Source organism: Parapedobacter koreensis, assembly GCF_900109365.1.
Classification (GTDB): Bacteria; Bacteroidota; Bacteroidia; order Sphingobacteriales; family Sphingobacteriaceae; genus Parapedobacter; species Parapedobacter koreensis.
On record NZ_FNZR01000007.1, the window covers coordinates 70,408 to 91,812 of the forward strand.

Annotated in this window: 20 protein-coding genes and 1 tRNA gene; 10 read left to right on the plus strand and 11 right to left on the minus strand. The window is 42.6% G+C overall.

Annotated features, from left to right (window positions below):
- Positions 1-429 precede the first annotated feature (429 nt).
- Together BMW65_RS16415 and BMW65_RS16420 are read left to right on the plus strand one after the other, a co-directional pair.
- Entirely contained in the window at positions 430-1,014 is a 585-nt protein-coding gene (locus tag BMW65_RS16415) for a C40 family peptidase (RefSeq protein ID WP_090607014.1), read from the plus strand.
- A gap of 182 nt (positions 1,015-1,196) precedes the next feature.
- Positions 1,197-1,709 (plus strand): phosphoribosyltransferase family protein, encoded by a 513-nt coding sequence (locus BMW65_RS16420; protein ID WP_090607016.1) that lies wholly within the window; start codon positions 1,197-1,199, stop codon positions 1,707-1,709.
- Between the two features lie 56 nt (positions 1,710-1,765).
- On the opposite strand, the gene BMW65_RS16425 is transcribed toward BMW65_RS16420, so the two are convergent.
- The 5 genes from BMW65_RS16425 to BMW65_RS16445 all read right to left on the minus strand — a co-directional run bounded on the left by BMW65_RS16425 (position 1,766) and on the right by BMW65_RS16445 (position 7,588).
- Positions 1,766-3,190 carry a LysM peptidoglycan-binding domain-containing protein gene (locus BMW65_RS16425; protein ID WP_090607018.1) on the minus strand — a complete coding sequence of 475 codons (1,425 nt, stop codon included), beginning with the start codon at positions 3,188-3,190 and terminating at the stop codon, positions 1,766-1,768.
- A gap of 244 nt (positions 3,191-3,434) precedes the next feature.
- Positions 3,435-3,617 carry a twin-arginine translocase TatA/TatE family subunit gene (gene tatA / locus BMW65_RS16430; protein ID WP_090607020.1) on the minus strand — a complete coding sequence of 61 codons (183 nt, stop codon included), beginning with the start codon at positions 3,615-3,617 and terminating at the stop codon, positions 3,435-3,437.
- 136 nt (positions 3,618-3,753) lie between these two features.
- Positions 3,754-4,998 (minus strand): murein hydrolase activator EnvC family protein, encoded by a 1,245-nt coding sequence (locus tag BMW65_RS16435; RefSeq protein WP_245747668.1) that lies wholly within the window; start codon positions 4,996-4,998, stop codon positions 3,754-3,756.
- Between the two features lie 129 nt (positions 4,999-5,127).
- Positions 5,128-5,919: a lipoprotein insertase outer membrane protein LolB1 gene (locus BMW65_RS16440; protein WP_177181166.1), complete on the minus strand. Its 792-nt coding sequence runs from the start codon at positions 5,917-5,919 to the stop codon at positions 5,128-5,130.
- Complete coding sequence (locus tag BMW65_RS16445) at positions 5,897-7,588, minus strand: tetratricopeptide repeat protein (protein ID WP_177181167.1); 1,692 nt, start codon at positions 7,586-7,588, stop codon at positions 5,897-5,899. The genes BMW65_RS16440 and BMW65_RS16445 overlap by 23 nt, the downstream gene beginning before the upstream one ends.
- Before the next feature lie 156 nt (positions 7,589-7,744).
- On the opposite strand from BMW65_RS16445, the gene rplM reads away from it, so the two are divergent.
- The 5 genes from rplM (at position 7,745) to BMW65_RS16470 (ending at position 11,272) form a co-directional block, all read left to right on the plus strand.
- A complete protein-coding gene (gene rplM / locus BMW65_RS16450; protein WP_090607024.1) occupies positions 7,745-8,188 on the plus strand; it encodes a 50S ribosomal protein L13 in 444 nt (147 codons plus the stop codon).
- An 11-nt stretch (positions 8,189-8,199) separates the two neighbouring features.
- Complete coding sequence (rpsI, locus tag BMW65_RS16455) at positions 8,200-8,586, plus strand: 30S ribosomal protein S9 (RefSeq protein ID WP_090607026.1); 387 nt, start codon at positions 8,200-8,202, stop codon at positions 8,584-8,586.
- 20 nt (positions 8,587-8,606) lie between these two features.
- Entirely contained in the window at positions 8,607-9,479 is an 873-nt protein-coding gene (gene rpsB / locus BMW65_RS16460; RefSeq protein WP_090607027.1) for a 30S ribosomal protein S2, read from the plus strand.
- Between the two features lie 133 nt (positions 9,480-9,612).
- Positions 9,613-10,452, plus strand: coding sequence for a translation elongation factor Ts (gene tsf / locus BMW65_RS16465; RefSeq protein WP_090607029.1), 840 nt, complete (start codon positions 9,613-9,615; stop codon positions 10,450-10,452).
- A gap of 358 nt (positions 10,453-10,810) precedes the next feature.
- Positions 10,811-11,272, plus strand: a complete 462-nt coding sequence (locus tag BMW65_RS16470; protein ID WP_090607030.1) for a response regulator — start codon at positions 10,811-10,813, stop codon at positions 11,270-11,272.
- 16 nt (positions 11,273-11,288) lie between these two features.
- On the opposite strand, the gene BMW65_RS16475 is transcribed toward BMW65_RS16470, so the two are convergent.
- From BMW65_RS16475 to BMW65_RS16495, 5 genes are all read right to left on the minus strand, one after another.
- A complete protein-coding gene (locus BMW65_RS16475) occupies positions 11,289-12,374 on the minus strand; it encodes a hybrid sensor histidine kinase/response regulator (protein ID WP_090607031.1) in 1,086 nt (361 codons plus the stop codon).
- Between the two features lie 78 nt (positions 12,375-12,452).
- Entirely contained in the window at positions 12,453-14,606 is a 2,154-nt protein-coding gene (locus tag BMW65_RS16480) for a sensor histidine kinase (RefSeq protein WP_177181168.1), read from the minus strand.
- A gap of 11 nt (positions 14,607-14,617) precedes the next feature.
- Positions 14,618-15,718 carry an Rv1355c family protein gene (locus BMW65_RS16485; protein WP_090607034.1) on the minus strand — a complete coding sequence of 367 codons (1,101 nt, stop codon included), beginning with the start codon at positions 15,716-15,718 and terminating at the stop codon, positions 14,618-14,620.
- A gap of 1 nt (position 15,719) precedes the next feature.
- On the minus strand, positions 15,720-16,532 hold the full coding sequence (locus tag BMW65_RS16490; protein WP_090607036.1) for a hypothetical protein: 813 nt from the start codon (positions 16,530-16,532) through the stop codon (positions 15,720-15,722).
- 367 nt (positions 16,533-16,899) lie between these two features.
- A tRNA-Met gene (locus BMW65_RS16495) sits at positions 16,900-16,973 on the minus strand.
- A 100-nt stretch (positions 16,974-17,073) separates the two neighbouring features.
- On the opposite strand from BMW65_RS16495, the gene BMW65_RS16500 reads away from it, so the two are divergent.
- Genes BMW65_RS16500 through BMW65_RS16510 form a run of 3 tightly spaced genes read left to right on the plus strand, consistent with a single transcriptional unit; the run spans position 17,074 to position 20,265 of the window.
- The gene (locus BMW65_RS16500; protein ID WP_090607037.1) at positions 17,074-17,451 is read left to right on the plus strand and encodes an START-like domain-containing protein; all 378 of its coding nucleotides are present in this window, start codon (positions 17,074-17,076) and stop codon (positions 17,449-17,451) included.
- A gap of 42 nt (positions 17,452-17,493) precedes the next feature.
- A complete protein-coding gene (locus tag BMW65_RS16505) occupies positions 17,494-19,005 on the plus strand; it encodes an LptF/LptG family permease (protein WP_090607039.1) in 1,512 nt (503 codons plus the stop codon).
- 39 nt (positions 19,006-19,044) lie between these two features.
- Positions 19,045-20,265: a bifunctional 3,4-dihydroxy-2-butanone-4-phosphate synthase/GTP cyclohydrolase II gene (locus BMW65_RS16510; protein ID WP_090607041.1), complete on the plus strand. Its 1,221-nt coding sequence runs from the start codon at positions 19,045-19,047 to the stop codon at positions 20,263-20,265.
- On the opposite strand, the gene BMW65_RS16515 is transcribed toward BMW65_RS16510, so the two are convergent.
- A complete protein-coding gene (locus tag BMW65_RS16515) occupies positions 20,243-21,334 on the minus strand; it encodes a GumC domain-containing protein (protein ID WP_090607042.1) in 1,092 nt (363 codons plus the stop codon). The genes BMW65_RS16510 and BMW65_RS16515 overlap by 23 nt on opposite strands.
- Positions 21,335-21,405: the final 71 nt, after the last annotated feature.

Consider the following 21,405-nt stretch of genomic DNA (forward strand, 5'->3'; position numbering starts at 1 on the left):
TGCCAGCTTAAGCAAAATACCTGCTGTTTTTTAATAAGTAATTTGTACGTTCAAAACCCTTAAAATTAAAAGCGCCTCCCTGTATTCGAGGAAGGCGCTTCATGTCTTTATTGGCTAACAATTACCACATGCAATCACTTCCCCCGGGTTTTCCCCCCGGTAGTGGTCGTGGATGTCGTAATCGCGGTATATCTCATTATTGTTTTATAATTTCCGTGACAAAGGAAAATCTTTATTTTCAAATTATCAAGAAAAAAGTCATTTTTTTAAAAATCCTACATTTTTTAAGAAATCTAAAACAAATTCATAGATCTTATTTTTTCTCTTGCTCGAATGAAATTTTTACCATAGCTTTGCGAACCATCGGGCATAATGTACAGTGCCAAGATGAACAATCAACGTCTGCATGTTTAAGAAAAAGGCAGTTTAATGAAGAAAAAAACATTAGTAGCTTGTATGCTATTTGCTTGCTTATTTGCCGTATCGCAAGCACAGACCTTAACCGAACAGCCGGTAGCAAACCCGTCGGATCCGGATAACTTAGCGAAAGATTATTTCTCCCAAATAATGGGTGTAGCTGTTTCGGCGACGACCAATACAAAACTATACCAATTTATCTATGAATGGATAGGCACCCCCTACCGCTTGGGTGGTAAAACAAAAAAGGGTGTTGATTGCTCTAAATTTGCTTATGAGCTTTATGACAAGGTTTTCAATACCACGTTAGGTCATAATAGCCGCAACATCTACACGCAAGTAGATCCCATCCGAAAGGAAGAATTGAAGCCGGGGGATCTGGTATTTTTTAAAATAAGGAGCCGCAGCATCACCCACGTCGGTGTATATATCGGCAATGATAAATTTGCCCACGCTTCATCTAGTCGCGGCGTAATGATAAGTGATCTGAATGAGGCCTATTGGAAACGCTACTATTATAATGGCGGCAGGATGCTTACGGCAGCAGCTGAACCAACTTCTGAAGGGGGAGACACGCAGCAGCCGACCATAAACTAAAAGCACCTCGCGATACTCAATTGCTAATTCCTTAAAAACCGTATTTATAACATCCGTACACACACTTTTATGTACGGATTTTTTATTTGCATGAGTAATCCGCTTTTTTAGCGTCTTTCAGTTTGAAGCCCTCATGAATATTCCCTATTTTTACCGGGCTATTTCACTGTAAAAACCAGCATATGTCTGAAAAAAAAGTTTTGATTCTCAACCAAGAGCAAATACAAAAAAAAACTATCCGTATTGCTTATCAACTACTTGAAGACAATTTTGAAGAGGATTCCCTGGTGCTGGTGGGTATAGCAGACCGTGGTTATGTATTTGCGCAACGGCTTAAGGCATTACTCGAACAAATCTCCGCACTTCATATCCAACTCATCAAAGTTACATTGGATAAGACGAGCAGCACGTTGGCTGCGCAAACGGATATCCCTATTGAACAGGCAAAAAACAAGGTTGTTATTTTGGTAGATGACGTGCTAAACAGCGGCCGCACGCTAGCCTATGGTATGGGTGTCTTCTTTGATGTACCGCTCAAAAAGATGCGAACAGTAGTATTGATTGATCGAAGCCACCATAAATTCCCAATTTTCAGCGATTTTTCCGGATTAAAATTATCCACTATCCTAAAGGAACACGTCACTGTGACGCTTCACGAATTTGATGGCGGTGAAGACGCCGCGTGGCTTCTATAGAAGACAACCTATCCCTTAAGCAAGCTTAATGTAATGGTGTTTACCAAAAAATATATTTAATCAACTTTGATTTTCAGTGTCATACCTGGCTTTATCTTATTATTTTTCAAACCATTAGCCGCTTTGATAGCCGACACGCTGGCACCCCGATGTCGCTGGGCAATATCGGACAGCGTATCTCCTTTTCTCACCTTATAGGAAAGATATTCCCGCAAGTCCCCTTTTTCCGAAGTCAGGGATGCCTGACGATGGACATCCAACCGCTGGCCAGGTACTATAATATTCTTTTTGATGCTGTTCCACACACGTAAATCCTGCACCGTGACACCATAGCGTTTGGCAATGCCGTCCAGTGTCTCACCTTTGCGCACCCGATGGGTAAGTGTTTCTTGACCGACATTTGTTGAATTCGCCGCATTCATCAAAGTTGGTGTCCCACTTGGGTTATTTAATGCAGCATATAGTGCCGAATATGCCTCAGGCTGCACTTCCGGCAATATCAATCTTTTCGGAAATTCTGGGCTACCATTTACGATTCCTCGTTTATATGCAGGATTCAGGGATTTTATGATGTCTTCATCAATATCCAACGCTTGGGCCACACCTCCAAAAGGGATAAACTTCTGTACCCAGACGGTCTCCGTAGTCGACCTGATATCGTCTACCTCAACAGGCTCGATACCATGTTCTTTATGGTAACCCAACATGTAGGTCATTGCAATAAATGCCGGCACATAATTGCGCGTTTCACGTGGTAAATAAGCACTAATCGCCCAATAGTCCGGATTGGTCAATCCGGAACGCTGGATTGCCCGCAGTACATTTCCTTTACCGCAATTGTAAGAAGCGATAGCTAACAACCAATCGCCAAATTCGTTGTATGCATCCGATAAATAAGCAGCAGCCGCATAACTTGCTGCTATCGGATCTTTTCGCTCGTCGATATAAGTATCCATAGCCAAATTATACACCCGAGCAGTGGCATACATAAATTGCCACAAACCCGTAGCTCCTACCCTAGATACCGCATGGGGATTCAATGCTGATTCAACAATGGATAGGTACTTAATTTCATCAGGCACACCGGCCTCTGCAAAAACCTGTTCGTAAATCGGAAAGTAATATTGGCCGAGCCCCATCATTCGGGAAAGGTATCCTTTATACCGATCGGTACTGTACACGTCTATGTAAGACTGTACCTGGGTATTGTATGTAAGGGGTACCGTTTTCTGCAAATAGGCTAATCGTCCCTCAACCGTAGTAGGCACAAACTTCAGGATTGGAGGCGTATCAAACTCCTCTTCAAGATGGACGAAATGTACACTATCCGCAATCAGATCAAGCTGATCGCTGATATAATTAGCAATATTATTTTGCGCTAAGGTATCTGAAAGTGAGTCTAGGGGGGCTGTTTTCGAAAGTGCCAGCTGAGCACATAAAACACCACTTACGGCGATTGCCGAAATTTGTTTTAATTTCATGTTTTCGTTAGTAGGTATCTACGCCATAAAGTCTTCTTAAGACTAGCTTATAGCCATTCAGTTTAACAATCAAGTATCATTGGTTAAGTATATTCTACGTTGAAAAACGCGCATATTTAGGTTTTTATTGTATAGCCGAAAAATAAAAGGCACAATCATATCGAATCTATTCCAAAAAAAATGAGACTTTATGCCAAAACATCGCGCGCTTGGCATAAAGTCTCACCTCATATTGGACATATCCTTAGTTGTTTTCCTCTACTTTTTCCTTGGGGCTTTCCTTCTGTCCTTCTTTGAACTCACGGATACCACGTCCCATTCCCCTCATCAGCTCTGGAAGCTTACGCCCACCAAACAACAAAAGCAGCGCCACCACAATCAATATGATTTCTGGGGTTCCAAGAAATAGCAATACTGAATTTAACATAATCGTCAACAATTTAAATTACCTAATCCATCCTGCTTTGCAGAGTGGATTTTACAAATGTACGTATAAATATTTTCATCCGAATAATTTATTTTTAATTAGAGTGGCAGGGTCATACAGGCTTTATTTGCATAAATTATTTCGCCAACCAAGGCTCCGGATTTATTGGAGCAGTTCCTTCCCAAAGCTCAAAATGTACTTCCGAGGTGCCGTCAGTTGGGTCTATCGAAGCCGTTCCCAGGGTTTGTCCCCGTTGAACGGTTTGCCCACGCTTAACCGCTAAACTGCCCAAGTTCTGATAAACCGAAAAATACTTGCCATGCTGTACAAGGACGAAATAAACGCCGGTCATGTTTCCTACGGTACGTACCGTCCCATCAAAAATCGCCTGCACGGGGGCATTATTACTTGTTCGAATCTTAATGCCTGAATTATTTACCGTGACATTTCTACCGACGGTATGCCGTCCAAACCCTTGTGTGATAAATCCCTGCTGTACCGGCCAGGGCAGTCGGCCGCGATTGCCCGCAAAATCAGCTGAAAGTTTTGCCGCTGCCGGCGTGTTGGCCAACACTTCCGTGTCACTTTTACGAACTGCGGGATTTTCAGCCTCCACCTCCTTTACCGTTTTTCCGGTCCGTTCGGCTTCGAGAGCCAGCGCCGCCTGCCGTGCTTCTTCTTCCAATCTCCGTTGTTCTTCAATCTCGCGCTGAATGGCCGTCCGTATTGCCCTTGCCAGACGTTCATCCTCCTGCTGCTTCTTCTGCAACTCCTGCTTAAACTGCTTTTCCTGCTGCGTAAGTGCCTGCAAAATTTTGGATTCGGCTCCCTGCTCCTGGGCGATCACTTTGCGTTCCCCTTGCTGTTCGGCAAGCAGGGATGCCTGTTCTTTTTTATTCGCCTCCAGCTGTGCTACCTTCAATGCAATCGCTTTTTGCGTATCGTCTATTTCTTTTGCCCGTTCTTTACGGGATTCATTAAACTGCTGTAAATATTTTACCCGCTTGAATGCTTGGTTAAAGTCTTTCGATGCAAAAATGAACATCATTTTATTGTGGGCATTCCTATTGCGGAAAGCAAACAACACCATATTTTCATAATCTTTCCGCAATTTGGCCAATTGGTTACGCAGATTCTGAATAGTTTTATTATGCGAAGCAATCTGGTTATTAATCAATTTAATTTCGCTATTGATGGTGCTTATTTTCTGTTCACGCAACCGCAACTGCACATTTAGCGCATTCACTTGTTTAAGAGATAAACTCCGATCGCTCGATGTCGTTTTTAAGCTTTGATTGATCTGCTCGATCTCCCGGTTCAGGCGCTCCCGTTGCTTTTTAAGTTCGGCGCTGCTTTGCGCAACACAGACCGCTTGCGCCATGAAGAAAAAAACAAATACGCTTAAAATACTCCTAATAAAATTCATCAACATCCTGCCTCCATAAATCGTGTCATTCAGCCAAATATCGTTTGCGAAGGTAATAAAACTAGCCCGATAATCATGCAATCGCTATTGGATTTCCTTGTACCGGGAAGGAATGTCAAAAGGCATGGACAATACTTCATCATATGCTACCCGTGTATAATTCATCGCCGACTGTAACTTAAGCCCTTCTGCCGTGACGGAAATATTCACCTGATAAGGAAATGTCAATTGGCCGGATTCCTGGTAGTTGGCATAATGTGCTTCCAACCGTTGGCGGCGCGCAACTTCATTTAATGAATTGCTCATTGTTCGATAACTCGCGTCTACCTGTACCGCATACATTAAATTATTGATCTGCCCACGCAACAAATGGTTTCCATCTATCGCCCAAACCTCAGTATCGTGGCCGACAGCCTGCTTAATCACATTGCCTATCAACAGTCGCTGCAAATTTGAAAAATCCAATTCGTCGCTGGTAAAATTATGGAGGTAATCGAATGGTTTTTTCATGTATTCGGACTGCAAGCGGTTGATGATTTGGACACTGTCCGGTGTAATCAGCACCCTGCCCGCTTCAATTCCCATTAGCGCTGTAACGGAAATCCAAATGGCCTTGTCTCGTTCGATACGCACATTCGCGGTAACATCATAGTTGTCCTTGTTAATAACTATTTGGCTTTTAGCACGACCGCTGAATGTTGTAAAATACAATTCGCGTTGAACCACGTTGTCAAGGATGTTTGTCCGTTCGGCGCGGGATACGCGCCTTTCGTTCTTTTCTCCAACTGTAACCAATCGCTTTTTGGGAGCACAGGAAACCACAGCGACCAAAGCAATGAAGAAAATTGTTCCCCTAATCAATGTACTGTTTCGCATCAATCTTTTTGGATAGTTTATCAATATCCTTGCCAACCGATTGAGAAATGGTTCGCGCCTTTTTCCATTGCGTGATTGCACCATTGGTATTTCCAAGCTGGGCCAGTATATCACCGTAGTGCTCCAGTAAAGTATCAGATACTACCTCGGAGTGTTTGATGGCCCTTTCTATCCAAACCAATGCCTCATTATATTTTCCTTGCTGGAACAACACCCACGCATAAGTATCTTCATAGGAGGCGTAATCGGGCATGATTTCGTTTGACTTTTTTGACATATCGGCAGCCATCGCCAGCTTTTCCTTACGCATCGCTAAGTAGTAGGCGTAGTTATTGAGCGCATAGGCATTCGTGCTGTCCAATGTAATAGCCTCTTGATAGGCAACGTCAGATTCCGCGTGCATTGATAACGCGTTGTAAATATCACCAAGGTTACTGTAAACTTGAGTTAGTAAGGGCGTATGCGTTTCATCGGCGTTGTTTAATGCCGCTTCTAAATACGCACGGGCTTCCTGATAGTTCTTATTCCCAAGAAAACCATGGCCGGTGAAAAACAACATCAATGGATGATTGGCAAACAATTGTAACGCCTCTTTCCCGTGTGCTTCTACATCATCATACCGGCCCATTTGGAGCTCCACTTGCAGCAGTTGCTGCCAAACACCTTCAATATACCTGTTTTTATCCAGCGCGTCCAGGTACGCCTGACGTCCCTGTTCCGGCTGCTGCAGTTGCACGTAAATATCTCCCTTTACTGCATGTGCCTTGGCCTCCCGTGGGTAAGTCTCGGCCAATAAATCCGCTAAGCCCGTCAAATACTTGGCATCGATTGGATGATCGTGCTCGTTAATGGCGGTATAAAGTATACCGGCTTTGGCATCGATATCCAACTTGTCACTCAGGAAAGCCTGCCGCAGGAAATCGTAGGCCTGCCGCTGCTTGCCCATGGCCAAATAAGTGTCGGATTTACTCAACAAGACAAGCGGCTCATTCGGAAAGATTCCTGCAACACTATCTAATAAAGCAAGGGCTTTTTTAGGTTCTTCAATATCAGTATACAATTCGGCAAGCAGAATATAGCCTTTGCTCTCCGCAGGCTTTTTAGCAGCAAGCAGTTCCAATTCCTTGATTGCCGATAGCGTATCGCCCTGCGCCAAATAAATTTGGTGTTTAGCCAGGTATTGATCGTTCGTTTCCCCAAACTTACCGGCTATCGTATCCCACGTCGCCAACGCATCTTCGTACTGTTTATCCAGGTATAACGTATAAGCCTTGTCATGATAATTGGATGCTTTATTGGGATTAAGTGTAATGAGTTTGTCAAATACGGGCGGCATTCCCTTCACATTTGCAGTCTTTTTATAGACATCTAACAACATCGTCCAATACCACTCATTCTCCGGATGGAGTTCTGCAGCACGCTTTGCCGCACGTTCGGCAGCCGCATAATCTTTGTTTTCAAAATAAATTCTTGCCAATTCGAAATGGGCCGCATCGTTGTCTGGCTGCAAGCGCACCAGTTTATCAAATGTATTTTCTGCAGCAGCTAACTGACCGGAAGACTTCTGTTGTATACCTTGGAAGTATAATTCCTTAATCAACAGGCTATCGCCTACACTGAGGACTTTGGGCACAGCAACTTCCTCTTGGGCACAAACAACACTTCCCATGAACACCAGCCATCCAATTACCACTATCCGTCGAAAAACACACACCTTTATTATTACTTGCCCCATAACTTTGAAAAATCAATTTTATTATCGTACCTTTGCAAACCCTTAAATGAGGGGCTAAATATATTTATTAATTATTTCAAAACAAAGCAAGTGAATACGTTAAGTTACAAAACTGTCTCTGCCAACAAAAGCACCGTCAATAAGGAGTGGATTGTTGTTGACGCTGAAGGCGAGATTTTGGGGCGCTTGTCATCTGAGATTGCCAAGGTAATCCGGGGAAAACACAAGCCTTCGTTCACCCCACACGTAGACTGCGGCGATAACGTGATCGTGATCAATGCAGACAAAGTTAGGTTGACTGGCAACAAGCTCGAAGAGAAGGTGTATAGCCGTTACACCGGTTACCCGGGCGGCCAGCGTTTCAATTCTCCGAAGCAGCTGCTGGCGAAGCATCCCGAACGCATTCTGGAAAAAGCCATACGCGGTATGCTACCCAAAAATCGCTTGGGACGCGCCTTGTTCAAAAACCTGTATGTATATGCAGGCAACGAACATCCCCATGCAGCGCAAAATCCAAAAACTGTTAAATTCTAAGGAGCAAAGAAATGTCAACAACTAACACTTCAGGAAGAAGGAAAACTGCAGTTGCCCGCATTTACTTATCAGCTGGCAGCGGCAACATTACCGTAAACGGTAAAGACTATAAAGAGTATTTCCCCACATTGCCATTGCAATACATCGTCACCCAAAGCACGGAAGTAGCCGGTGCGACAGGTAATTACGATGTGAAAGTTAACGTAGCCGGAGGGGGTATCAAAGGGCAAGCGGAAGCTGTTCGCCTGGCGATAGCCAAAGCGCTCATTGAGCTCAATCCCGAGGTGAAACCTGCATTGCGCGCGAAAGGTTTGGTAACCCGTGATGACCGGATGGTAGAACGTAAGAAACCCGGACGTCGCAAAGCACGCAGGAAATTCCAATTCAGTAAACGTTAATTTTTTAAGGAGAACAAAAAATGGCAAGAACAACATATCAAGAGTTATTGGATGCAGGTGTGCACTTTGGCCACCTTACCCGCAAGTGGGATCCGAAAATGGCTAAGTACATTTTCATGGAACGCAACGGCATCCACATTATTGATTTAAATAAGACCCTCAGCAAGTTGGAGGAAGCTGCTTCCGCAATCAAGCAAGTGGTCAAATCAGGACGGAAAGTATTGTTTGTAGCAACGAAGAAGCAAGCCAAAGACATCGTTGCTGCCCAGGCTAAAGCCGTAAACATGCCTTTTGTGACCGAACGTTGGCTAGGTGGCATGCTTACCAATTTTGCTACGGTACGCAAGTCCATTAAAAAAATGTCCAATATCGATAAGATGACCAAGGATGGCACGTACGATGTATTATCAAAGAAAGAAAAACTGATGATCCAACGTGAGCGTATCAAATTGGAAAACCTGTTGGGCGGTATTGCCGACTTGAATCGCTTGCCGGCAGCACTCTTTATTATCGATGTCAAGAAAGAACACATCGCTGTAAGCGAAGCCTTGAAATTGAACATTCCTACATTCGCCATGGTGGATACCAATTCGGATCCGACAAATATCGATTTCCCCATACCTTCCAATGATGATGCTACGAAATCCATTAGTCTCATTACGGAAATTATTGGAAAAGCGATTCAGGAAGGACTTGAAGAACGGAAGCGCGACAAAGAGGAAGAGGCTGAACGGGAAGCTGCAACAGCTAAGGCCAAAATTGATAGCGGTGAAGAGCCGGAAGCCGATACCAAGGAGCCAAAGGCTGACGCTGATGCTTCGGGAAAACGTCCGCGTAAAACAAAAATAGAAGCTACAGCCGAAGCAGACGACGATACGCAAGACGGAGAATAATCCTACGGAAGCCGGATGGTAAACAGGGGGTTTCGGAAGCATTATTTTTCCGTTAACCAATTGCCTTCCGGCTTTTTTATAGGTACTTTGCAGGAGTCAAATATATTCGTAAACACAAATAAGAAAAAATAACATGTCCACAGTACAAATTTCAGCATCGGATGTAAATAAACTGCGCCAACAGACCGGCGCGGGTATGATGGATTGCAAAAAAGCCTTAATCGAAGCCAACGGTGATTTTGAAGCAGCTATCGATTATTTGCGTAAAAAAGGTGCTAAAGTGGCCGCAAGCCGTCAAGATCGCGATTCGAATGAAGGTGTGGTCATCGCAAAAACAACCGATGATGGCAAGAAAGGAATCATCATCGAGTTGAATTGTGAAACAGATTTCGTAGCTAAAAACGCTGATTTCATCGCTTTTGCGGAAAGCATTGCCAACACAGCCGTAAACCAAGCCCCCGAGTCGCTTGATGCATTGAAGCAGTTGGAGATAAACGGCATAAGGATTTCCGATTTATTGCTTGACCAAACAGGAAAAATCGGCGAAAAAATAGATGTTTCCAAATATGAAACCGCCGAAGCTGAAAAGGTAGTAGCCTATATACACGGTAATTACCGCTTAGGCGTGCTGGTCGGTCTTAATCATACCGCTGAAGGTGCTGACGAAGCAGGCAAGGACGTAGCAATGCAGATTGCAGCCATGAATCCTGTAGCCATCGATAAGGGCGATGTAGATGCCCGTACCATTGAACGTGAATTGGAAATTGCTAAAGAACAAATCCGCGCTGAAGGCAAGCCAGAGGATATGGTGGAAAAAATTGCGCAAGGAAAACTGAATAAATTCTACAAAGAGTCCACTTTGCTCAATCAAGAATTTGTGAAGGACTCCTCCAAAAACATTGCCCAATTTTTGGACAGTGTTTCCAAAGGATTAACGGTGACCGCCTTTAAAAGGGTGCAATTGGGTGCTTGATTCTCCTGTTGCTTTCCACCTATTGGATAAACAAACACCTCCTTTATAACTACTCGTTTTAAGGAGGTGTTTCTGTTTGACTTGCAACCGCTTTGCTTCAAATTACTTATTGAGCAATAAATCATGCTAATAAGATAGCCGACCCGTCGATACCGTGGGTTATGTTGCAAAAAATCTTTTTTTCTACATATTAAAGTCAATTTATCAATTATTGTTACTACTTTAACAATAAAGTTTGCTAACTTGGAATGGGAATTATATGGATTCTTATTAACGTTGAGTTAAAAAAACAAATAGTAGTAACGGAGAAAACTGTGTTTAATAAAAATAAATTCCATTAGATTAAAATCTGATAAACATGGATAAAAAAATTTCAGTTTTATATGTGGATGACGAGGAGAATAATTTGATTTCTTTCAAGGCTACATTTCGCCTGAGATATAAGGTATATACGGCATTGGGTGGTATCGAAGCCATTCAATTAATTAAAGAACGTCCGATCGATGTGGTCATTACTGACCAACGCATGCCACAAATGACCGGAGTTGAATTTCTGGAAGAGGTCATCAAGGTCAACCCAAATCCGATGCGAATCCTGCTCACCGGTTATGCGGATATGAGTGCAGTGGTAGATGCAGTCAATAAAGGTAAGATTTTCCACTACCTCAGTAAGCCTTGGAGTGAAGAAGAATTGGACGAAACCATCCAACGGGCTTATGAAATTTACTCCGAAAGAGAAAAAATAAAAGAGTCTTTTTCCAAACTTGAAGTGACCAACGAACAACTCGAATTTTTACTTAGGCAAAAACTTCTTTCTTAGCAGCTATTTTGCAACTTTACTTACTTGGAATAATCGCCGTAAATGTGGTTCCCTGCCCCTCGATAGAAGTCACTTCTATTTCGCCTTGAAGTTTGGCCAACGCGCTTTTGACATTGTAAAGCCCAAAGCCTGTCCCCTCCGCTTGGTCATTTCCCCTGAAAAATAGCTTAAAAATATCGCCAATATCTTGTTCTGCGATACCAATTCCGGTATCACTTACTTGTATAGCTGCCTTGTTGTCTTCCACGACAACCGACAATTGCACCAGTTTATAATCATTGTCCCGCTTTTGATATTTAAATGCGTTGGACAGCAAATTATGCAAAATAAGTTTCAGCGCTGTTTCGTCGTTTTTAAACACTTCATTTTGGCTGCTGCTAATCTTAAATTCGACATTATTATTCCGTGTATAAATGCTGTAGAAATTTTGCAGGTATTCGAATAATGCCTCAAAGTTAATTTCGGTAATGGTAAGCTCGCCACGTTTCAACAAGTAATAATCATGGAGGCTATTTATGTAGGAGTTTAGCTTCAATACCGAGCTTTCCATCAATGCGAGGATTTCGTGGATCCGCTCCACAGAATCAAACTCCAAAGCCAATTTTATCGCCGACAACACCCCTGTCAATGGATCCCTAAGGTCATGACTCACGCTGTAGGCGAATTTGTCTAGCTCGTCATAAGCTTTCTGGAGTTCTTCATTCCTGATGTCCAGCATCGAGTTAGCGATATAAAATTTGTTGGCTTCCTCGATTGAAGAAATGATCTCTTCCTCTAGCCATGGCTTCCGCACAAACCTAAAGATATGTCCTTTGTTTACAGCGTCTACCACAGTTTCCATATCTGCATAGGCGGTCAATAAGATCCGAATGGGTCTTGGAAACTCATGCTTCATTTTGTATAAAAAGTCAATCCCCATTTCGCCGGGCATCCGTTGGTCGCAAAAGATAATTCGAATGTCTGGGTTTGAACGCAATATTTCACGGGCCTCTTCGGTATTGATTGCCGTGTATATTGGATAACGGTACCTAAACGTGGCTTTAAAACTGATTAGGTTGTTGGCCTCGTCATCAATGTAAAGTATTTCCGGGGACTTAAGCATAAAGCTATGGAAAGTTTATATGGCCAATGAAGCTAAAAAACAAAAATAAACATAAATGGTTTGAATAAAGAAAAACACTTAGTGCAATTGTTGCTTAAGTGGGATTACCAATATAAAATTTGTCCCTTCACCCACCTCCGATTCAATCTTTATCTCACCTTGATGCTTCTTAATCGTGTTATATGCAATGGACATACCCAATCCCGTTCCCTCACCAACTTCTTTGGTTGTGAAAAAAGGTTCAAATATTTTTTCGCGTACCCCAGCAGGCATCCCTGTCCCATTGTCCTTGATTGATATGTATACGTTCACTGAATCTACCTCCGTTTTAATCTCCAAAAGGCCACCCGATTTCCCATCAAATTTCTTATTAATGGCATACAGTGCATTGGTAATAATATTTAAAAATACCTGGTTTAGCTTTCCAGGATAACATTCAACGAAAGGCAATTCGGCATAATGCTTAGCCACCCGTACCCCTTCCTTAACGACACTGTTTAAAATGACCAGTGTCGATTCCAATCCTTCATTGATATCCGCAAACTTCAACGAATCTTCATCAACCCTTGAAAAAATGCGTAGGCTTTTTACAATTTCAGCCGTCCTATTTGCTCCTTCATGCATGCCTTTTAGCAGAAAATCAATTTCTTCTTTAAGGTAATCAAAATCCAGTTCATCTTTGTGTGCATTAATGTACCGTTCTTTCTCCTCGACAGGGGAATCCGATAATGCAATTTTTTCAATCTCGTCCAATGTATTCCAAATCATATTGATATCGCGTCTCAACGGCGCCACATTGGAAGTCACGAAATTAATCGGGTTGTTGATCTCGTGCGCAACCCCAGCGGTGAGTTGGCCAAGAGAGGCCATTTTTTCCGCCTCGACCAATTGTGCCTGTGTCTCCTTCAAATGTGTCAAGGTCTTTTGCAACGATTCATTTGACTCCTTCAAGGCATATGTGCGCTCCTCGACCCGCTGTTCGAGTATGATGTTCTGCTCGCGTATCAGCTTTTCATTTTCCTTGGAGATCAATAGCGCTTGCGTCTGTGACTCTTCTTTTTCCTTCCGATATGTATTGATCTTTGCAGCCAAAGCAAAGGACAATAACACAGCTTCAATGGCCGAACCTATCTGCACGGATCGCAATGTGAAAAAATTATACGGCAAAATATCGTAATCCTTAAGTACATATACAATAACACTAATCAAAAAAACACACCACGCAAAAAGAAAATACTTCGTTTGCTCGTACTTATGCCTGGACAATTGAAAGGCTAATATCACTACTATCATCGAACCGAACCCTGCGACAACATTGACAATACGATAGGCAATCAAAGGGAAACCAATAATCAAAATAACAATTGCCAATAAGTAACCAGCCAGAAACAGGTTCAATAACTTATTGAACTTAGGTGAGTCCTGCGCAGTTTGTAAAAAAGACTTAACAAAAAATATTGCGCCAATCCCGGACATTGCGCCAGAAAATGTAATCATATTGGCAGATAACCAATCGTTCTCAATCGGCAGAATACGACCGATAAAGCCCATGATAGCAGCTTGGGCTATTGTCACCCAAAAGATATAATTTACATATACGAAATAATGGGTTTCCCTCGTTGAGAAAAACAAAAAAAGATTATATAAGATCATAGACAGCATGACCCCAATATAGGCGGCCGATAAAATATCGACCGTCGATAATATTTCTACAAGATTCTTGGGTGTATGGATGGCTATGGGAACCTGTAATTGCTTGTTGCTATATAACTTGAGGTAGCAAGTAGCCGATGCGCCATGCGCCAATGGTACATCAAACAAAAAAAATTGGTGCCGATAGGCCCTTGTCCGCAACGGATCGCCCGATTTAATATGCAAACTATCGACTTGTCCATTATTAACCCTATAAAACGTCACCTCATCGATCGCTGTATGGGACAGGCTGACAATAAGGTTGTCTGCATCCGTATTGTTTTGCAGCACAAACTTCACCCAATTATTTGCACTTCCCGTACCCAAATTGGGTACAGACCTATTTATCGGTTTAAATAACGTTGGGTTCGACTGGATATCTCCCAATGTCAGCTGCCTGGTAGAATCCTGAAATATGGAAAGGTATTTTCCAATATATTGATTTTGTCCGTTCTCTGTAAACTGAATTGCGCTTTGGGAAAAAACGGAGGGGATAGAACTGATTATTAAGAGGAATGTTGATAATAAGTTGCTGCACATGGTCGTAACACTTATGCTATATATTGCTCCATATCCATATAATATCTCCCTGACGAAGTAAATTCGTTTAGCAATATGCGCCTGCATACATCCGTTGTGATAGCTCCTCCCAAAACAACAGCAGACGCCAATTGCGGCCAAGATGATATTGTCCGTTTTATTTCCGGAATTGATCTTTTCATTCGTTCAGATAATTTGTCCGCATCCACAATCTTCATGAGGTATTTTAGTCTTTCAATTTCCGAAAGCTCTCGAAGTTTTTCCGGGGTCAAATCATCCGCTAGCCCATGGAGGATCGGCCTATCCGGATTTAGGTCAAACCTTTCGATATCAAGCATACCCCTATCGTTGGTATCCATCACCACAGGGATTCCCAGCTCACGTGCCTTGAACCTGCTTTCAATTTTCACTTCAAAGCTATCACATACTTCGATAAGCAAATCGAGTTGGCCACCATCGGTAAAAAAGGATGTGTAGTTCGTCGTATTCAGGCCGCTAGGGAAGATTGACACCTCTAAGTAGGGATCTATTTCCGCAATCTCTCGCGCGGCAATGATGACCTTGGGTACCGACAAGTTAAATACGCCGGATCGTATCCTATTCAAGTTGCTCAAATCCAGTTCATCAAAATCTGCAAGACGCAACTCTCCGCAGATTCGCTCCATGGCTATCGTCAACGCGATGGATTGCCCTACAGACAACCCAACAATGCCAAGCTTTTTGGTCGCGAGTGTATCACGTTCGGCTTGAGTGATCTTATATTGATTCCGGTTTGTCCTTACCTCAATGAATTCTGCCTCATCAAGTAAATGCACCAAGGTTTTTCGCCAGGGGTAATAGACCCAAACACCATATTCTGTCATCGATCTCCCCGCCAGCAACTCGTGAATATGAAAGTCATACTCCACTTCGGAGAGCTGGCCCGATGGATACCGGCATCGGACAAGTTCCTTCAATTGTCGTTTGATCTCATCACTTTCAAAGACCATTCCCCCCCCGCTTCGTAGGCTTTCAAGCTTAACCCGGTCTTCCGTATATTGGGTCCTGAAAAACGATGGCCTGTACGTATGCATCGCATTGGAAACACCTGAAGTCTCGTCCTGTTTTGACATTTCACATGATTTGGATATCATCTTCATTAAAGCTAACCGGATCTTTGGTCGGTTTCTTTAAGTTCATGATGACCTTTTCTAAATCCCATTTATCCAGGTTTGGTATATTAGTCTGGTAATGGATTTCGATTCGCTTATTCCTTAATTCTTCTATTCGTACGACATCCCTATTTTCCCGCAGTTGCATTATCGCATTTACATTTTCTTCACTTGCATGTCGCAGGGTATTCAAATCTTTCAGAATCATCGTGGTTGCAAGCAAATCAAGTTTAGGGTAATAAAATGTACCCTTGTTGCCTATGCTAGTTTCAATCTGGTAACCAACACTTTCCGTCAGCTTAACGGTATAGGGCGCGCAAAGCGCAAACAGTGATGTAATACCAATCTGTTGAGAAATCGCAATAGCTGCCCTGGTGAGAAAAATACTTCCTACACCATAACCGGCAATTTCGCGGGAGTTCCACAATCCGCACCCCTCCCCTGTTCCTTGCTGTGCATACTTCCAAACCAAATCGTAAACTGCGGGATCCATTGCCCCCGTTGCTTGCTCAATGGGTAAAGGCTGGCTTCCTCCCGCTACATGGATACGAGCACCTCCATAGACTTTTTCACCGTCAAGTGATTCAACAATAAGCACGAAAGCCGCCGGATTATACATCCAATCATTCTTGGATGACGTCACTTTTGTAACTCCAATATTGGTGAGCACACGCGTATGCCCCTCAATAAAAAGTTCACACGTCTTGGGATCATCAATAGCCCGGAAGGCTCTCAACCTCACAACGGGGTGTTCCTTATTTAAAACTAAAGACATGAAGTAAATTGCAGCTTATTCTCCAACAAACAAAAATAATGAATAAAGTCAGTTGTTATGCTATTTATACTTTAATTAAAAGTTTAGATGACAAATTGTTTCTCATAAGATAAAAAACAGTTATCTCCTTCCCAAGCAACTTTCCAACGGACTAAAGGTAGCATTAAAAATAAAAAAATAAAATGCTTTGTAAGTGAAAATAAAAGAAATGACGATAATACCTTAAACCAAAGAACATTAAGTTCCTAATCCTAAATAACCCAGTTCCAATCTATATGAACCGGGATTACTTGGGCTACTTACCGTTAATAAAAATAGAGCGCACGGGGCGCTCTATTTTTATTAGTAACCATAAAAAGTCTTTGAGTAGCGGGGAGCAGGATCGAACTGCCGACCTTAGGGTTATGAATCCTACGCTCTAACCATCTGAGCTACCCCGCCAAAAAATTAGTTTGCAAATATAGTTTATTTTCCTTTTCTTTAGAAAAAAAGTTGAGAAAGTACAAATACGTCAAGTAAACGCATAATTATCATCATTGGCATGACAGAAAAAATCAAATTCCAGCTGGAATACGAAATCAAGTCTTCACCAAAAATCTTATTCTCCTTCTTACATGAGCCTAATGCACTGTCACAATGGTTTGCTGATGATGTAACATACAAGGACGGGGTCTATGAATTCAGTTGGGACGACGAACAACACACTGCCAAGCTCATCAGCCTTAAAGAAAATAAGCTAGTAAAATACAAATGGATAGATGACGAACCGTACCATTTCGAAATGGAAATCGTACAGGATGAACTCACCAATGACGTGGCTCTTGCCATCACTGATTTTGCATGGGAAGAAAATCTCAACGACCGCAAATTGATTTGGAATAACCAAATTGAATACCTCCAAAGTGTAATAGGTGCCTAAAAAGTGTTACCTTTGTAAAGCGGTTATTGGGGGCGCTTGTCAATGAAAAAAATCCATCTTCTTATCCTTAAAGCGTTTATCAGGCCATTCATCGTGACTTTTTTTATCGTGATGTTTGTTCTGCTGATGCTATTCCTTTTTAAATACATTGACGATTTGATTGGAAAGGGGTTTGAGTGGTATGTCATCCTTGAATTATTGGCCTATCAATCGGCCGTACAGATTTCCATGGCCATGCCGCTCTCCATGTTGCTCTCCTCCATCATGACTTTTGGCAATTTGGGGGAAAGTTATGAACTGGTAGCCATCAAAGCGGCAGGAATCTCACTTCGGAAAGCGATGACGCCACTGTTCATCTTGGTAGGGCTATTCAGTGGGGGTGCTTTTCTATTCAGTGATTATATATTGCCCGTAGTAAACCTAAAAATGGGGGCCCTGCTATACGATGTCCGTATCAAACAAGCTGACTTCCTTATTAAACCCGGCATCTTCAATAATACTATTCCCGGGTACTCCATTCGCGCAAAAGGAAAAAGTAAGGATGGGAAAATGCTATATGATCTGATGATATACGATCATAAGTCAAGTACCACGGCAAGCAATGTCCTCTTGGCTAAAGAGGGGTACATTTATAATTCTCCCGACAATAATACCATGATTCTAAAACTTAAGGATGGTATACGCTATGAAGATAGCAGGGCAAGGAATTCGAAGGTATATAACCCTCGTCAGCAATTCACACGGTTTCACTTTGATGAAACCGAACAGAAATTTGACATGTCCGCTTTCCAAATGAAGCGCACGGACGAAAATCTGTTTAGAAGTCACCATATGATGCTCAATTTAAAGCAGCTAAAGCAATACACAGACTCCAATGTCGTGCAAATGGATAGCTTACGGAATACCGTATTTAAGGAGATACAATCGTATTATTATCATTTCAATGATTATTATAAGGCCAAAGATAGTTCGTCGCTAATACCCCCTATTATTAAGTACGAACACGGATTCATTGAAACTATCCCTTCTGATAAGCGCAATATGGCAATCAATAGTGCCATGAACCAAGTGCGGTACATTAAGGATGTACTTAATATTAAAGCCAATGAGGATACCTTTTATCGTGACAAAGACATTCGCTACAACATTGAGTTTCAGCGCAAATTCACATTAGCTGTCTCCTGTCTATTGCTGTTTTGCATCGGGGCTCCTTTGGGAGCAATTATTCGAAAGGGCGGCCTTGGACTTCCCGTAGTGATGGCTATCATTTTTTTCCTTATTTACCACATCATCTCCACGGTAAGCGAAAAATCAGCCAAAGAGGGCAATATCGACACCTTTTGGGGCATGTGGATGGCCATTTTTGTCTTGTCTCCGCTTGCTGCTTTCCTTGCTTACAAAGCAGCCACGGATTCTGCTTTATTTGATATTGAACAATACCGGCTAAAGGCAGAAAAAATGCTATCTTGGATAAAACGCCGGATAGGCATCCGTCGTCGAGAAGCCATGCATACCGGCAAATCTTTACATGATGATTATACATTATCTTCATAAGTAACGTATTTTTGTCAGGTTTTTATTTAAGGAGACCCAATGAGCATTAGGTTAAATACGATTGAAGAAGCAATTAGCGATATCAAGTTAGGAAAAGTAGTAGTCGTAGTAGATGACGAGGATCGTGAAAATGAGGGAGATTTCATCACAGCAGCACGCAATGCTACACCTGAAATAATTAATTTCATGGCTACCCACGGCCGGGGATTGGTGTGTGTACCCCTTACCGAGGAGCGATGTAAAGCGCTTAACTTGAACCTGATGGTTGGGAATAATACGGCAGTCTATGAGACTAATTTTACTGTCTCCGTCGATTTGCAAGGCTATGGTTGCACGACAGGGATTTCGGCCTCCGACCGCTCCAAAACAATAAAAGCGCTAATTAATCCGGACATAAAGCCCGAAGAATTTGGCCGACCCGGGCATATTTTTCCCTTAATCGCAAAAGACGGCGGCGTACTACGACGTGCCGGGCATACCGAGGCTGCTATTGATTTAGCCCGCCTTGCGGGATTTGAACCTGCTGGTGTATTGGTCGAAATTCTCAAAGATGACGGCGAAATGGCCCGGCTGCCTGACCTGATTCAAGTAGCTAATCATTTTGATCTGAAGATTATTTCGATTAAGGATTTAATTGAATATCGACTGGAGAAAGACAGCCTCATTACCCGTGAAGTCTCTGTAAACCTGCCTACCCAATGGGGCCAGTTTAATCTGATGGCTTATACGCAGAAAAATACCGGAGAGCAACATATCGCGCTCTATAAGGGTGAGTGGACGCCTGATGAACCCATTTTAGTGCGCGTACACAGCTCTTGTGTCACCGGAGATATCTTCGGATCGTGCCGCTGTGATTGCGGGCCGCAACTTCACCGTGCCATGCAGATGATCGAAGAAGAAGGACGAGGGGTGGTTGTATACATGAATCAGGAAGGCAGGGGCATCGGGCTTATCAATAAATTGCACGCTTACAACCTGCAAGAAAATGGCTTAGACACGGTAGATGCCAACCTCGAACTGGGCTTCAAACCCGACCATCGGGATTATGGTGTTGGAGCCCAGATATTAAGGGACTTAGGTGTTACCAAGATGCGTTTAATGAGCAATAATCCCACGAAACGCGCAGGCCTTATCGGCTACGGCTTGGAGATTGTGGAAAATGTCCCCATAGAAATCGAGGCGAACCCTTATAATGAACGGTATTTACGTGCCAAGCGAGATAGGATGGGGCATACCATCATGAAGGATCCGCTTCCATAATCTGGCGGTATACCCGCCTGATCAGTAAAACCAGACATGTCAAAAAACCACCAAGGAAGCCGCCGATGATGATGGCCATAACTTTGCCCACTTTATTATCTTCAAGTGGCAAAATCGGCCGATCTAATATTTGAATAATTGGCTTTTCGTTCCTTAACGTAATTTTGGCCAATTCCTGATTTTTAACTAATTCTTTTAATATTTCCGTATTTGCCTGTACATCGACTGTACGCTTCTGCGAACCGACACGCAGCCTTTGAAATGCACGATTAGGGCTTGGGTTAGCATCCGTAGCATCAGCAACCCCCTCAATAGCTGCATTTAATTCGGCTCTCACGGAATCAACCTGATGGGTAAGTACTTCCAGGTTCTCTGTAGAGCGTAAAGTCTTGGTTTGAATATAAAAATCAGACGCATTCTGTATTAATGTCTCCGCAAATGCTTTCGCAAAAGCCTCGTCTGTACTCTCAAAAGTAACACCAATAATATTTAATCGTTTATCTTTCTTGGATATCTTTAAGTGTCGCTTGTTGATTTTGTCATAAAATCCAGCCATCAAGCTGTCTTGAAGATATATTCCGACGGTATCTTTAAACACAAAAGCATTAAGTCGCGGATTTTTTGCCCACTTTTTAGACAAATCATTAATTCTAATATAGTGATTAATCAACAAATCCGTTTTGCCACTTAGATGAACTTCAGAGAGCAACGTTTTGTCTATCATTGACCGCGACCGAAGAAATTCAATAATGTTGTCACCTTGAAAAAAGCCTCCAGAGCTACCCAAATCTCCCAATGCCAGCCCCAACTGGGATAATATTCCTGAAGCCGCACCCAATCCCATGCCCCCTCCTCTGTCCTCATCTACTACAAAATAAATTTGAGCTTTATATTTTGTTGGGCCATATATGGTATATAGCAGAAATGCTGTTGAACCGACAAATAAACCAAGCAATATTACCAACCAATTCCTGATCATTAATTGGAAGTAACTACCAACCGCTAAAATGATATCCTTCAGATTGGTATCATTGTCCCGTGTAGGTTTTTGCTGATCGTTCTCATGCATAGGCTATCCTTTCCAACGGGTATCCAACTATTGAATGATGTCGTAGGATTCCTCTTTCATATGAAACAAAG